At 64.9% G+C, this 13,259-nt stretch carries 11 protein-coding genes and 5 pseudogenes; 6 read left to right on the forward strand and 10 right to left on the reverse strand.

Translation table 11 applies throughout. The features are described from left to right. Window positions 1-199, reverse strand: a pseudogene (locus tag F0Q45_RS07495) (hypothetical protein); the annotation flags it as partial. 209 nt (window positions 200-408) lie between these two features. On the opposite strand from F0Q45_RS07495, the gene F0Q45_RS07500 reads away from it, so the two are divergent. Beyond that, complete coding sequence (locus F0Q45_RS07500; protein WP_149653341.1) at window positions 409-792, forward strand: hypothetical protein; 384 nt, start codon at window positions 409-411, stop codon at window positions 790-792. A 260-nt stretch (window positions 793-1,052) separates the two neighbouring features. Here the strand turns inward: F0Q45_RS07500 and F0Q45_RS07510 are convergent, their stop codons facing one another. Both F0Q45_RS07510 and F0Q45_RS07515 read right to left on the reverse strand, forming a co-directional pair. Further along, window positions 1,053-1,928, reverse strand: coding sequence for an alpha/beta fold hydrolase (locus tag F0Q45_RS07510; RefSeq protein WP_188112832.1), 876 nt, complete (start codon window positions 1,926-1,928; stop codon window positions 1,053-1,055). Window positions 1,929-1,948: 20 nt separating this feature from the next. Continuing rightward, on the reverse strand, window positions 1,949-2,212 hold the full coding sequence (locus F0Q45_RS07515) for a hypothetical protein (RefSeq protein WP_149653342.1): 264 nt from the start codon (window positions 2,210-2,212) through the stop codon (window positions 1,949-1,951). A 90-nt stretch (window positions 2,213-2,302) separates the two neighbouring features. Here F0Q45_RS07515 and F0Q45_RS07520 point away from each other — a divergent pair, with 90 nt between their 5' ends. Beyond that, complete coding sequence (locus F0Q45_RS07520) at window positions 2,303-5,431, forward strand: patatin-like protein (RefSeq protein WP_149653343.1); 3,129 nt, start codon at window positions 2,303-2,305, stop codon at window positions 5,429-5,431. 7 nt (window positions 5,432-5,438) lie between these two features. On the opposite strand, the gene F0Q45_RS07525 is transcribed toward F0Q45_RS07520, so the two are convergent. Beyond that, window positions 5,439-6,110, reverse strand: a complete 672-nt coding sequence (locus F0Q45_RS07525; protein WP_262490907.1) for a GAP family protein — start codon at window positions 6,108-6,110, stop codon at window positions 5,439-5,441. A 136-nt stretch (window positions 6,111-6,246) separates the two neighbouring features. Here F0Q45_RS07525 and F0Q45_RS07530 point away from each other — a divergent pair, with 136 nt between their 5' ends. Together F0Q45_RS07530 and F0Q45_RS29120 are read left to right on the forward strand one after the other, a co-directional pair. Beyond that, the gene (locus F0Q45_RS07530) at window positions 6,247-7,485 is read left to right on the forward strand and encodes a multidrug effflux MFS transporter (RefSeq protein ID WP_262490908.1); all 1,239 of its coding nucleotides are present in this window, start codon (window positions 6,247-6,249) and stop codon (window positions 7,483-7,485) included. A gap of 132 nt (window positions 7,486-7,617) precedes the next feature. Continuing rightward, window positions 7,618-7,800 (forward strand): annotated as a pseudogene (locus tag F0Q45_RS29120) (hypothetical protein); the annotation flags it as partial. Window positions 7,801-7,825: 25 nt separating this feature from the next. Here F0Q45_RS29120 and F0Q45_RS07540 read toward each other — a convergent pair. The 3 genes and pseudogenes from F0Q45_RS07540 to F0Q45_RS07545 form a co-directional block, all read right to left on the reverse strand. After that, window positions 7,826-8,386 carry a DUF2510 domain-containing protein gene (locus F0Q45_RS07540; RefSeq protein ID WP_262490910.1) on the reverse strand — a complete coding sequence of 187 codons (561 nt, stop codon included), beginning with the start codon at window positions 8,384-8,386 and terminating at the stop codon, window positions 7,826-7,828. Window positions 8,387-8,467: 81 nt separating this feature from the next. After that, a pseudogene (locus tag F0Q45_RS29125) lies at window positions 8,468-8,626 on the reverse strand (DUF2510 domain-containing protein); the annotation flags it as partial. Beyond that, on the reverse strand, window positions 8,623-9,303 hold the full coding sequence (locus F0Q45_RS07545) for an LppP/LprE family lipoprotein (RefSeq protein ID WP_149653345.1): 681 nt from the start codon (window positions 9,301-9,303) through the stop codon (window positions 8,623-8,625). The pseudogene F0Q45_RS29125 and the gene F0Q45_RS07545, both read right to left, overlap by 4 nt. 239 nt (window positions 9,304-9,542) lie before the next feature. On the opposite strand from F0Q45_RS07545, the gene F0Q45_RS07550 reads away from it, so the two are divergent. Continuing rightward, complete coding sequence (locus F0Q45_RS07550; RefSeq protein WP_149653346.1) at window positions 9,543-11,090, forward strand: LCP family protein; 1,548 nt, start codon at window positions 9,543-9,545, stop codon at window positions 11,088-11,090. Here F0Q45_RS07550 and F0Q45_RS07555 read toward each other — a convergent pair. After that, window positions 11,087-11,305: pseudogene (locus F0Q45_RS07555) on the reverse strand (short-chain dehydrogenase); the annotation flags it as partial. The gene F0Q45_RS07550 and the pseudogene F0Q45_RS07555 overlap by 4 nt on opposite strands. Then, entirely contained in the window at window positions 11,295-11,417 is a 123-nt protein-coding gene (locus tag F0Q45_RS29130; RefSeq protein ID WP_262490909.1) for an SDR family NAD(P)-dependent oxidoreductase, read from the reverse strand. The pseudogene F0Q45_RS07555 and the gene F0Q45_RS29130, both read right to left, overlap by 11 nt. 63 nt (window positions 11,418-11,480) lie before the next feature. Between F0Q45_RS29130 and F0Q45_RS07560 the strand changes: the two are divergent. Then, window positions 11,481-12,386, forward strand: a pseudogene (locus F0Q45_RS07560) (NAD(P)-dependent oxidoreductase). Here the strand turns inward: F0Q45_RS07560 and F0Q45_RS07565 are convergent. Beyond that, a complete protein-coding gene (locus F0Q45_RS07565; protein ID WP_149653347.1) occupies window positions 12,369-13,202 on the reverse strand; it encodes an SDR family oxidoreductase in 834 nt (277 codons plus the stop codon). The pseudogene F0Q45_RS07560 and the gene F0Q45_RS07565 overlap by 18 nt on opposite strands. Window positions 13,203-13,259: the final 57 nt, after the last annotated feature.

The following is a 13,259-nucleotide window of genomic DNA, read 5'->3' on the forward strand; positions in this document are numbered from 1 at the left end:
CCCGCGGCGACACACCAAAGTACTCACCCACCGAGATCAGCTCGGCAAAGTTAGGAAAGTCATCGGCGTCCTTGCGCCGGGAGTACGTGGCCTTGGGCAACTTCAGCGCGGAACCGATTTCACTATCCGGAACATCGCGGTTGAGTAGCCACTCAAGCACGCGGCCAAGGTCTCTACCTGCTCGACTACGTCTTGGCATCTCATCAACGTAGTGCCCGTTCCTGATTGGGTCAACATCGACACACACTTGGGAACACACGATGACCGACGATTCAATTTCGGTAATTTTTAGAGATATTATTCCATTTTTGGAACTAATGCCCTAGAGTAGCCCGCATGAGGCGTCAAGACGGCACAGACGGCCGTTCCAGGAAGCAAGATCCTCTCTTCCAGATCCGGGCTAGTGCGATGACTGACAACGCAGCTACCAGCGACAACCCACGGTCCTCACGCTGGCACAGGACGACGGGCCAGCTGTCTCGACTGGCCTTGGGCATGGCCGCCGCAACGACACTGATTGTCAGCGCCCCCGCTCTTGCCGACACCGCCGAAACCGGCCCGTCCTACCAGTTGGGCTACACCAAGGCGGTCAAGGATGGCCGCTTCACCGTTAGCAGAATGCGGGCCATGGGTTTTCCCGAGGACGCCATCAACCTCTCCGATCGGGTCAACACGGTCTGCGCCAAAGAGCTGTCAGCGATGCAATCCGTCAATGGGGTGAATGGCCCCGATTTCCTGCGGGGTTGCGAGAGCGGCGTGCAAAGCCTGGTGGATGCCGGGCTCGCCTCCTAACGCCGATCAAGCTGCCGAAGCCTTACGATGCCGACGTGGCCACAGCAGAAGACCTTGACAGAGTCCTCGCCAATCTCAGGGCGCGCGTTGCTGCCGTCGAAAATCGCAGGCCGGCTATGACTCTATGGTCGCAGCGATCAAGGCCTTCGGTGCAACACAGCAAATGCGTGCCGATGTGCTCACGGGATTCGGCGGTGAAATGAGGGCCACGGCCGACCACTCCAAGAGCCAGCTCCAATGGCCGCTGCAACGCTGAACAGTCAAGCGGTGGCGACGTGTCGGGCCAGGAAATTCAGGACGGCGCCGGCGAAAATGTCGTTGCGATCGCCGGCCACCATATGTCCCGCGCCGCGGACATCGGCGAATTCGACATCCGGAAAGCGGGAAAGAAATTCGTCAGCTCGTTCCTGGCTGACTAGGTCACTCATCTGCCCCCGAACGAGCAGCATCGGTACACCGCTGCGCAGAATGACGGCCACGGCAGCGCAGAGCCGATCGACATCGGTGACCTCGATCGGAGGAAACGCCGCGGTGCCGCTGATGAATTGCGGGTCCCAGTGCCAATACCAACGATCCCCACGCCGGCGGAGATTGGTGGTGAGACCTTCCAGATCTGCGGGCCGGGGCCGATGCGGGTTGTACTCGGCAATCATGTCAGCGACCTCGTCAAGTGAGCTGAACCCGGATTCCACCCGATTCGCCATGAAGGCGTGGATGCGATCTGCCCCGGACGGGTCCATGTTCGGCACGATGTCCACCAGCACGACCGCGCTGGCGATGCCCGGTGACAGTTCCCCGGCCAGCAGCATCGAAGTGAACCCGCCCAGGGAAGCACCCACCAGGACCGGGCGCGGGGGCAGGCCACGCAACAGCTCCTGAACATCGCTAGCGAAGCTCGCGACGCGATAATCGCCCGCGTGCGACCAGTCGGATTCGCCGTGGCCGCGCAAGTCGACCGCGACGGCTTGCCAACCTCGCTCGGCCACGCCGGCAGCGGCCCGCCCCCAAGATCGGCGGGTCTGCCCGCCCCCGTGCATGAACACCACAGCACGCGCCTGGGGATCGCCGAAGCGGTCAGCAACTATGCGGACACCCCCCGGACCCTGTATCGAGAACGGTTCCGGCGCAATCGTCATCAGGTGATACTAAGGCGAGCTCACCAGTTAGCCGGCCGTGTTGACACCAGCTCCGCGCCAATGTCCGAACACCCGTGGTCAGCCAAGTCCGAGACGAACCGGTCGACTGTTATCGACGATGAGTCAGGGATCCCGCCCAGGCGCCGGTAGCCCAGTTCGGCGATACCTTTGGCGCGACGTGGCCCGAGGGAGCGCGACATGACGGTGTGCGCCGACGCGGAATCACTCATCGACGCGTAGTTCGCCGATAGCATGCTGGCGTCGGCGCGCGTGTTTGCAGCCAAACGGGCTTCCCCAGCTGTGCCGCGATCTGGCGAATCTAGGCCGCGGGGCTCAGCTCGGATAACCAATCGGGCGACAGTGAGGGGTACTTGATGGAATTTGACGAGCCGACACCGGTGAGCCAGCTGACGCTCGAACTCCGACTCGCCACGATGATGACGGGCGGCGTCAGCCTCGCGGTCTGGATGGCCGGCGTCGCGCGCGAACTCAACCTGCTCGCGCAAGCATCACAATGGCGCCGAGCCGGCGGGACCTTCCCAACCAATAGCCGGCTTACCACCGAGTCGGCGGCATCCCTGCGGCTCTACGCCGAACTCATCGATATGCTCGACATGATCGTCGACATCGACATCCTGTCCGGGACCAGCGCAGGCGGCATCAACGCGGCTTTGCTTGCCTCGTCCCGCGTCTCGGGCGCTGACCTGGGCGGGCTACGTGATCTCTGGCTCGATCTCGGCACTTTGACCGACCTGCTGCGCGACCCCCGGGACGAGTTCACGCCGTCCCTGCTGTACGGCGACGAGCAGCTGTACGCCACGTTCGCCACGCAGCTGCCCAAACTCGAGCTTGGACCGTTCCCGCCCACGGAGTTTCCCGGCGGCACCCGTACCCCGTCCACCACGCTCTACGTCACGACAACACTGCTGTCTGGAGAGGCAAGCAGCTTCACCGACTCGTTCGGCACTCGCGTCCAATACGTCAACCGACGCGGTCTGTTTACCTTCTCCGAGACCGACCTGGCGCAGCCGGGCATCGCCTCGGCGCTGGCGCTGGCTGCGCGCAGCTCAGCAGCATTTCCCCTCGCCTTCGAGCCCGCCTTTGTGCCCTTCATGGAAGGAACCCCGGCGCAGGGCGCTGCCCCGGCTCGACCGCCGATGGCGCCGTACGCCAATATCACCCGGCCGCACTGGGTCGCCGACGGCAGCCTGCTCGACAACCGGCCCATCGACGTGTTGCTCAAACGCATCTGTGACCGCCCGGCCCGCCGCCCGGTGCGCCGGGTGCTGCTCTTCGTCGTCCCGTCGTCCGGGCCCGCACCCAGCCTGGTGCCACAGACTTCAGCCGACACTGCCGACGACCGGCTCGGGCTGCTCGCCGGCCTGCTGCGGGATCTGGGTGCAATCACCACCCAGTCGATCGCCACCGACCTGCGCGCGATCCGCGGCCATCAGGACCGTGCGGCGGCGCGGATAGACGCCAAACTGCGTCTCGCGGAACTGGCGGCAACACTGCCGCCAGACACTCGGCTGCTGACACCGCCACTGCTGACCGATTACCAGGTGCGCGAGGCGAGAACACATGCGCGCGAGCTGACCGATGCGCTTCTCCGCCAGCTGGACAGCTGGCCGCTGACCTCGAGCACGTCAGCCGAAGGAGTCCCGAAGAACTGGGAACCCGAACTCGCGGCAGGCGACGCCGAGAAAGTGTGCCGGCAGCACATCACACAGGCGATGCTGAGGTGTTGGTCGCAACCGCCAGACCAGCCGCTGCCCGAGCGGCCGGCCGACCTTGCCCGATATGGCCAGCCCGCGTACAACATTGCGAAAGGCAGTGCGCTGGCCGTCGCTCAGGCGGCCTACCACCTAGTGAGGTCAGACGGCGATATCGCCGAATTGGCGGCGCTCACTGCCGCCATTCATGCCGCCGGTCCGGCGCCCACCGCCGTCGACCTAGGTGAGCTCATTCGGGCGGTGTGCGCGGACAAGGTTCTGCGGGCAGGGTCGCTCAAGGATGCCGCTGCCTTGATCGCCGACGGCTATCTCCAACAGCTAGCAGTGCAAGAGGACGCCTGGGACCGGCTCGGCGAGGCGTTGGTCAACGGTTATGACACGCTGCAGCGGTTGTGCGGCAACGCTGCACCGGCCGCCGAGCCGGGCTCATTGCTCTCGCACGATCGCATAGGCGCCAGTGCGCTCGAGACCTACCTGGACTATCTAGGGGCTGGGGGCGACCGCACGACGATAGCGACGAAACTGTTCGATCTGGCTGCTACCCAGCGGGCCATGCTGCCGGCAGATTCCGGCATCGAGCAGCCCATCGAGCTGGTACAGGTGAGCGCCGATACACGCAGTCTGCTCGCGCCCGATTTCGGGACCGCCCGCCACAAGCTGACCGGCATGCAGTTTCATGACTTCGGCGCCTTTTACAAGCGGTCCTGGCGAGCCAATGACTGGATGTGGGGACGACTCGACGGGGCCGGCTGGCTCGTCCACGTGCTGCTGAACCCTCGGCGGGTGCATTGGATAGCGCAGACCCGGGTGGGTAAACCCGGGCCGGAAAAGCGATCGCAATGGTTTGTCCGCCAACTCAAAAACCTTGGCGCACCTGAGTTTCCAAGCTCCGGCTATCAACTGCCGGCAGTCGGCGGCGGAACCAAGCAACTGTTGACCGAGCGCATGGTCCTCGAGGAGCTGGCATTTCTGGACGACCCGGCACGGACGATACCGACCAGCATGCCGCTGACCGCACTGTGGCTAGCGCAGGCGTGGCAGCGACGAATCCTGGACGAGGAGCTAGACGGATTGGCCAACACAGTGATCGACCCACAGCCGGGAGAGCGACCGGATTGGAGCCCAACGACATCGCGCAGCTGGGCCCGCAAGGTGTTGGACGCCAGCCCAGGAGACGCCAAATACGCCCTGTTGAACGAGAATCCGGTTGCAGAGGAATCGTTTCTCAGCGACAAGCGCTCGCCGCTCATGGCGCAAACCCTCGCGAAGGCAGCCGCAACCGCAGCTGCGGCGGCTGGGTCGATTCGGTGGCTACCCAGTGCTCTCAAGCCATCCGTGCTCACCCTACGGACCCTGGCGCTGGGTGGATACCGGGTTGTGTCTTTGACCAAAGGCATCGCCCGAACCACGATCCTGGTCGGCGTCGTGCTGCTGATCCTCGGTGTTGCCACCGCGATTCAATCGGCAACGGTGCTCGGAGTCACCGGCCTGATCATGGCCGGCACCGGTAGTTACCTAATCGTGCTAGGAACCTGGCAGTTCTCCAGCAGAACGCTTTTCGCGCTACTGTCCGTTACCCTCGCCGGCACGGTGCTTTCGCTGGCAACGCCTGTCGCGCGCAACTGGCTGTTTGGCGACGCGGACCATCCGGGTCTGATCGGCGCCAATATCTACTGGCTCGGCGAACAGTGGTGGCGTCCCTTGATCGCAGTGGGTGCGATCGCGCTAGCCGTCATGGTGATCGCGGCCGCCAAGCCTGGACGCCGCTGACAATTGGCTATAGGGCCCCAATCCCGTTGTAGAGCACCATCAACCCGATTACCACCAACACAACGGCGAGCATGGCCGCGTGATTTTTGGCCATCCAGTCTTTGAGCCGAGTCAGCGGCTCATCGAGGCGGTCACCGGCGCTGAGGTACGCCACTATTGGGGCGGCGACCGTCGATGCAGAGAGAACGACGAAGGCGCCGGCGCACGTCCACTTGCCCGCAATGCCGAGCGCACTGGTGCCGATGGCCAAGCCGGCCGCCAGGCAGATGATGAGTACCTCGGGTCGTGCCACCACCAGCACCGCACCGGTTATCCCGGCGCGCCGCGGGGTAATGGTGGAAAACGAGCGCATCCAACGCGGCGATTCGGTGTGCCCGTGCCGGCGCAGCCACCGATAGCTGCCGAAGACGATGAGTGCCGCCCCAAGAACTACCCGCAGCCACGAGGCCCAGGCCGGCGGCGCTGTGTGTAGACCACCCAGCATGCCGGACCCCGCGACGGACATGCCCGTCACCGCTACCAGCCCCACCAGCCAGCCGCCCAGGAATGCGGCGCTCGCTGGCCGTGGACGCGGTGCGTGCAACACCAGCACCGCTGGAATTACGGTCAGCGGCGAGACGGCGATCACCAGCGCGAGCGCGGTGAGACTGGCCAGCATGGAACCCCAACTTGCACTCACGGGCAGCAATCTTCGCACCGAGCGCCCGCGCTGGGCACCCAGACCCGCTTTCACTAGGTGGTGTTCAGTGGTGTTCAGCGCAATAGTCGACGAATGTGCGCACAAAGCGCGATGACCCCGCCTATCATGTGGCCGTGTGAGGGACGCGTATCCCGAGCCCGGCCCCGCGTCTGTGCCACGGCATCTGGTTGCGCTCCTGATGCTGGTTGTGCCGATGAGCCAGATACCGCTCGACCTCTACACGCCGGCACTGCCCCAGATGGCCGTCGATCTGCACGCATCACCGGCCGCTATGCAGCACACCGTGGCGGCCTACCTGTTCGGGATGAGCCTGGCTTTCGTACCCATCGGAGTCATTGCCGACGCACGAGGCCGCAGGCCAGTGCTGTTGACCTGCCTGGGCATCGTCGTGGCAACCAGCATGCTGTGTGCGGTAGCCACCAGCGTGCCGATACTGCTGGCCGCGCGGGCGGTCGAGGGTGCGGCTGCCTCCGCGTGTGTAGTGGTGCCGTATGCGATTGCCGCCGATTGCTTCCGCGACGGACGGTTGACCGCTATTTCCGGTCTGCTCGGCGTCGCGTGGGGATTGGCACCGGTGCTGGCACCGGCGGTGGGAGGGGTGCTTGTCCAATATGTGTCCTGGCGGCTAGTGTTCGTCTCGATCGCGGCGCTGGCCGCGCTCGTCGCTGTGATCGTCCTGCTGAAGGTACCCGAAACGCTTGCGCGACAAGAACGTTCACCGATCAAGCCGGGCCTGGTCGCCCAGGTGCTAACCGACGCGTTGCGGCATCGGGTGTTCATGAGCTTCGTACTGGTGTTCGGGCTGATGGCCTCGGCGCAGCTAGCCTTCGGGGTGGCCGGACCGTTCTTGTATCAGGAGAATCTGGGTTTTTCCCCCGCAGCCTATGGTTTGATGGCGCTGATCGTCGGGGTGGCAAACCTCTGTGGGGAATTAGCTTGCGGTGTGCTGGCCGTGCGCCTCTCGGCACGCCGACTCGCTACGGGCGCCCTTGCCGTGTTCGGGATGGGCGCCGCGGTGCTCGTCGGATCCGGCCTGCTAGTCGGAAACCACGCGTGGGCACTCACCACTGGCTGCTGCCTGGCGTTGGCGGGTTGCGGGGTGCTATGTCCGCAGATGTACGGCCTGGCCATGGGCTTATTTACCCGCAACCTCGGGTTGATCGGTGGTCTGGTCAGCGCCGGTGGCTATCTAGTGGTCACCGCCGCCATGGCAGTGGTCGGCGCGCTGCATGAACGCACCCAGACGCCGTTGGGTTTGTTGTACTTGGTCTGCGGCACGCTGGCCTTCGTCTTACTGGTCTGGGCCATAGCCAAGTACGGGCGGGTCAAGCAGGCAGGCCCGGTGGCCGGCTAGGTCACCGACTGCCACACCAATCGGGTGCTCAACTTGCCGGCGCAGCGGCTCAGCGCGCGTTGGGTCGGCGCCGTCCCGCGGACTGCATACACTTGCCTGCAGTGATGCTTCCTTGTCGAAACGAGGTCCGCATTGACCAGGGTCCCGGTTGTGGTCTGGATTGTGGTTGTGCTGTTGATCGCCGCACTGGCCATGCCGATCAAGCAACGGTGCGGCGCGCCGGGCTGCACGTGCGCCGCCACACTGGACGCCGGCGGCAACGTAATCGGCTCGAACATCCGTTGGTATTACACCTCTGGCGAAGAAATCGTTCAACAGACACGAGGTCCCAAGGCCTCGCTTAGCTGCGGCAAACTTGCAGCGCGTATCGCACGGTAGTGGTCGACGGCGTGTTGAATTGGGAGGCCACCGTCAGCTCGGGCATCACCATTTGGTTGTCAATCCCCAGTCGCTTCAGTTCAAGACTAATCTGCACGGTGTCGGGCATGATTCTGCGAGCATTGGTGTCACGGTCTGGACGCATGTACGTCTCGCTGTTATTGGGCCCCAACGTACTCACGATGGAGAGGTCGTCGGTGTCTTGTTCCGGGCCCAGTTCGACGAATTTCTTGCCACTGTTGGCAACGCTGTAGGTCAAAACGTAACCGACAAAGCCCGACGCATGGGTACCGATTGGTGATTGCGGCAGCGGCTGCGTGGAGCGAACCACCAGCTCAAGCACCCCACTGCGGGGATGCTTGACGTCGACCGAAGCCACGGTAATGCTCTCCGGAGGCCTCGGCCCCTCGCGCATCTGACAGCTGAGGCGCTTGGGCAGGCTCGCCCAGTCGTCGCGCGGTGATCCCACCCAGAACACAAATCCGACTCCCACCAAGGTCAGCACTACAGCGACCGGAAGCATCAACCGCAGCGCGACGGGCAGGCGGGACCAACCCCGGCGCGCCCGTCCGGCGAAGGCCGCCAACGGCGAGGGTGCGCTCGAGGGGTCCGCCCGACAATGCTTGGTCCAATGTCGACCGTTCCAATATCGCTGTCCCCCTGAACCGTCAGGATTGAAATACCATCCTGCCGGCGGTGAAGTCGGCACCTGCACGCTCCATTCCACGGGTTGGGTAGGGCTCGAAAGGGTGCGCCGGATCACGGCGGTGCATCCAGAGACTCCGGTGGCGAATCGAGCATCTGAACGTGGTCACCTTGCCACTGAAACCCGACGGTGGTCAGCGTGCCGTCCTCGCAGGCGTCGCAGCTTTGCCTGGTCCGATAGGTCAGCACCACCAAGTCGTCGGTCGAAGCCGGCGCCTCCAGCTGAGTGAACGGGTATGCCCCCGGCGTCGCAGTGCCGACAAAGACGCCGCGATGGAACATCAGCGCCTGATCGGGGGAACTGCGGGTGGCGTCCACCACCGTCACCACCACCGCGGACAAGTCCGCGCATGGGTCATAGTCGCTGGATTCCGGATTGGGCTGCCACGGTTTGCCGGTTTTCTTGTCCGGAGGGATCTGGGCGAGCGCCGCTGATATTGCCGCTGCCTGATCCGGCCCGCATGGTCCCGCGGGCGCGGCAGAGATCGTCGCCGACGGGTTTGACGAGGCGGTGGCGGGCGACGGTGAGGACGGCGGCGATGTGGCAGCGCGGCGGTGCTCATCCGAAAACACCACGACCGCCACGACGACGAGGGCTATCAGGGCTCCCAGCACAGCCAACTGCCACATGGCGCGCCCGTACCGGCCGTTCCTGGACGGTGGAGTCGTGTCGACATCGTCGGACGGCTCATATGCCGGCGCGGGCCAGCTGGGATCGATATCGTCAGACGCCATGTTCCTGCCCTCCCCCCCGGTACTTCCGAGCCTGGCGAATTCTAGCCAGAATGCGCAGGTCGCGGTACTAAGGCGGCCCCAACGTGACGGCTGCCAGGCGGGTGAGTCTGCCCACACCAGCACTTCCGAGGTGGGGACAACGCAGCAATCTACCGCATACTAGACGGCATGCAACGAGCAACGTCACCGCAAACCGCCGGCCGGGTGCCGGCTGGGTGGCGCGTGATTCGAGGCTCGTAATGGGTGGTTCGGGCGGGCGTCACCGCCGTCGTGCTGTTCGTAAGCCATCACCGATCCGCAGGCGGTTGTCGCGGAGCTTCATGACCCTGGTGTCAGCGGTGGCATTGGGGATGACCGGAGCGGGCTATTGGGTGGCGCACGGCGCGCTCGGCGGCATCACGATCTCGCAGGCCCTGACCCCGGAAGATCCACGCTCGACCGGCAACAACATGAACATCTTGCTTATCGGGCTGGACTCCCGCAAAGACCAAGAGGGCAACGACCTGCCCTGGTCGATCTTGAAGCACCTACACGCGGGTGATTCCGACCAAGGTGGCTATAACACCAACACCCTGATCCTCGTGCACGTCGGCGCGGACGGCAAAGTCGTCGCCTTTTCGATTCCCCGAGACGACTGGGTGCCCTTTACCGGCGTTCCGGGATACAACCACATCAAGATCAAAGAGGCCTACGGGCTCACCAAGCAGTACGTCGCGCAGCAGTTGGCCAATCAGGGTGTGAGCTCGCAGCGAGAGCTGGAAATGCGGGGACGCGAAGCGGGTCGGGCGGCGACCCTGCGTGCGGTGCGCAGCCTGACCGGCGTGCCGATCGACTACTTCGCTGAGGTCAATCTGGCCGGCTTTTACGACCTCGCCCAGACCCTGGGAGGCGTTGACGTGTGTCTGAACCACGACGTGTACGACTCCTATTCCGGAGCCGACTTCCCCGCCGGCCGCCAGCGGTTAGACGCTTCGCAGGCGCTGGCGTTTGTCCGGCAGCGTCACGGCCTGGAAAACGGGGACCTGGACCGTACCCACCGGCAGCAAGCGTTTTTGTCGTCGGTCATGGGCGAGCTGCAGGATTCGGGCTCCTTCACCAATCTGGACCGGCTCAACAGCCTGATGGCCGTGGCGCGCAAGGATGTCGTGCTGTCAGCCGGGTGGGACGAAAATCTGTTCCGCCGCATGGGTGACCTGGCGGGCGAGAACGTGGAGTTCAGGACGCTGCCCGTGGTGCGCTATGACAACATCGACGGCCAGGATGTCAATATCATCGACCCGGCCGCGATCAAGGCGGAGATCGCGGCGGCGCTCGGCGCCGCCCCTTCGACGATAACCACCCCTACGGCTGCCAAACCCAGCCCGGCCACCGTGGTCGACGTGGTCAATGCCGGCAGCATCAGTGGCATGGCCAGCCAGGTGTCCAATGCGCTGCTCAAGCGCGGCTACGCCGCAGGTATGGTTCGGGACCGCCTATCGAGCGATCCGTCGTCCACCACGATCAAATACGGTCCTGGTGCGGAAACGGACGCGCAAAACCTGGCTACCTTGCTGGGCGTTGACACCGTGACGGCGGATCCCAGCCTTTCACCGCAACACATCCAGTTGACCGTCGACACCGATTTCGCGATGCCGACGCCCGAGGAATCTGAAGACGCCACGACAGGCGCAGCGGTGAGTAGACCCAACACCTATTACAGCGGGGGCAGCGGGGCTACCACCACCACATATCCGACGCCCGACCACGGGAAACCGATCGATGGCGGCGGGGTCCCCTGCGTGAATTAGGCGTGTGTCCCGCCGTCAATGCGGATTTCGGTGCCGGTGATGAACGCGCCGTACATGGCGATGACGCCGGCGAGTACCGACGGACCAGCCCTGCCGACGCCGCTGGATTGTTGAGTGGTGGGCAGGACCGGCAACAGCCGAGCAAACAGCGACCAATTCGCATCGGGCGGAAGGTATCCTGCGGTGGCGTCGGTGATGCCCGACTTAATATTGCCCGCCGGAGCCAACCACCGCGGCACCCTCGTCGAGCAACCGCAGCGCAGTAGCCTGACCGATGCCCGATGCGGCGCCGGTCACCAAGATTCGCTGGCCGTCAAGTCGCTTCACCTAGGACATTTTTCACCGCCCACGACGCGGGCGGACATCGCGCCGGCAGGGCATCGTTGACGGATGCACATCGGATTTATCGGCCTGGGGAATATGGGGGCCGGCATGGCGGCAAACCTGCTGGACGCGGGACATCGCGTCATCGTCTACAACTGATCGCCCGCGAAGGCGAAAGCCCTCGTCCGGCAGGGCGGGACCGCGGTCCGTACTGTCGCGGAGGCCTGCACCGATGAGGTCGTCTGCACCATGCTGGCCGACGACCAGGCCGTCGAGAACGTGGTCTTTGGCGAGGGCGGCCTGCTGGCCGCGCTGGCCCCGGGAGCCACGCACGTCAGCTTGAGCACCATCAGCGTGGCCCTGTCGCAGCGGCTGGCGGCCGCCCATGCCGAAGCCGGCCAGCGGTATGCCGCAGCGCCGGTGTTCGGCCGGCCCGACGCGGCCGCGGCCGCGAAGCTGTTCATCGTTGCCGCCGGCCCACCGGGGGTATTGCAGCCGTTGGGTCCGCTGTTCGACGCGCTCGGCCAGCGCACGTTCGTGGTATCCGAACACCCCCATGTCGCCAATCTGGTGAAGTTGAGCGGCAACTTCCTGATCGCGTCAGCCATCGAGTCCGTCGGCGAGGCCGTCGCGCTGGTCGCCAAGGCCGGTGTGGACCGGCAGCAGTACGTCGACATCCTCACCTCGACGCTGTTCGCCTCACCGACCTACCAGTCCTACGGCGGGCCGATCGCGCGGCAGCAGTTCGAGCCGGCCGCATTTGCGGCGACACTTGGGCTCAAGGATATCCGGCTGCTGCTCGCCGCAGCCGAAGACCTGCAGGTGCCGCTGCCCATCGCCAGTCTGCTGCGCGACCGCTTATTGAGGCTGGTGGCCACCGGTGCCGGGCACCTGGACTGGTCGGCGGTGACCATGCTCGCCGACCGGGACGCCGGCACTGAATCGCCGGCTCGATCAGAGCACTCCCCGTAGCCCGTCGCGGCCGAACACCGGCTCCAGCATGGCCGAGAAGTCCGGGCCCCGTCGCAACATCTGGCCGCCGTCGACGTTGATGACCTGACCGGTGACGAAGCTGGCGGCATCGCTGAGCAGAAACATCGCCAGGTTCGCGACGTCCTCGATTTCGCCGATCCGCGGCAACGGAGTGCAGACTGCGTAGTCGCGGCTCAGCTCGGTTGATTCAGTGACGGGCGCGACGAGTTCGGTGCGGATCAGGCCCGGGCGGATGCTGTTGACCCGCACCCACGACGGGCCCAGCTCGTCGGCCGCCAACTGCATGAGATGGTCGACGGCGGACTTGGTGACTCCGTAGGCACCGAACCAACGATGCGTATTGCTGGCCGCGATGGACGAGATTCCCACGAAGGACCCGCCGCCGCCGCGAACCATTTCCCGCGCGGCGTGCTTGAGCACGTACATGGTGCCGTTGACGTTGAGGTCGACGGTGCGACGCCATGCCGCCGAGTCGATCTGGGTGATCGGCCCGATGGTCTCCGATCCGCCGGCACAATGGACGACCCCGTGCAGCTGGCCGTGCCATGCCGTCACCGCTTCGACCGCCCGCGCGATCTCGTCTTCTTTGGTGACGTCGGCGGGCTCGGAGCAGATAGCGCCGCCGTGGGCTTGCAACGTTTCGAGTGCGGCAACGGCGCTCGCCAGCCGGTCCGGGTTGCGGCCGACGATCATGACCGAGGCTCCGGCCGCCACCAGCCCGGCGGCCACCCCCTTACCGATGCCGCTGCCGCCCCCGGTGACCAGGTAGGTCCGATGCTGAAACGGAAGCTGCATGCGAGCCCCTCACGCCGAAGCAAAACCACGTCTCAGCCATGGAATCATGCGGGCGCA

The organism is Mycobacterium simiae, from assembly GCF_008370645.1.
In the GTDB taxonomy this organism is placed as follows: Bacteria; Actinomycetota; Actinomycetes; order Mycobacteriales; family Mycobacteriaceae; genus Mycobacterium; species Mycobacterium simiae_A.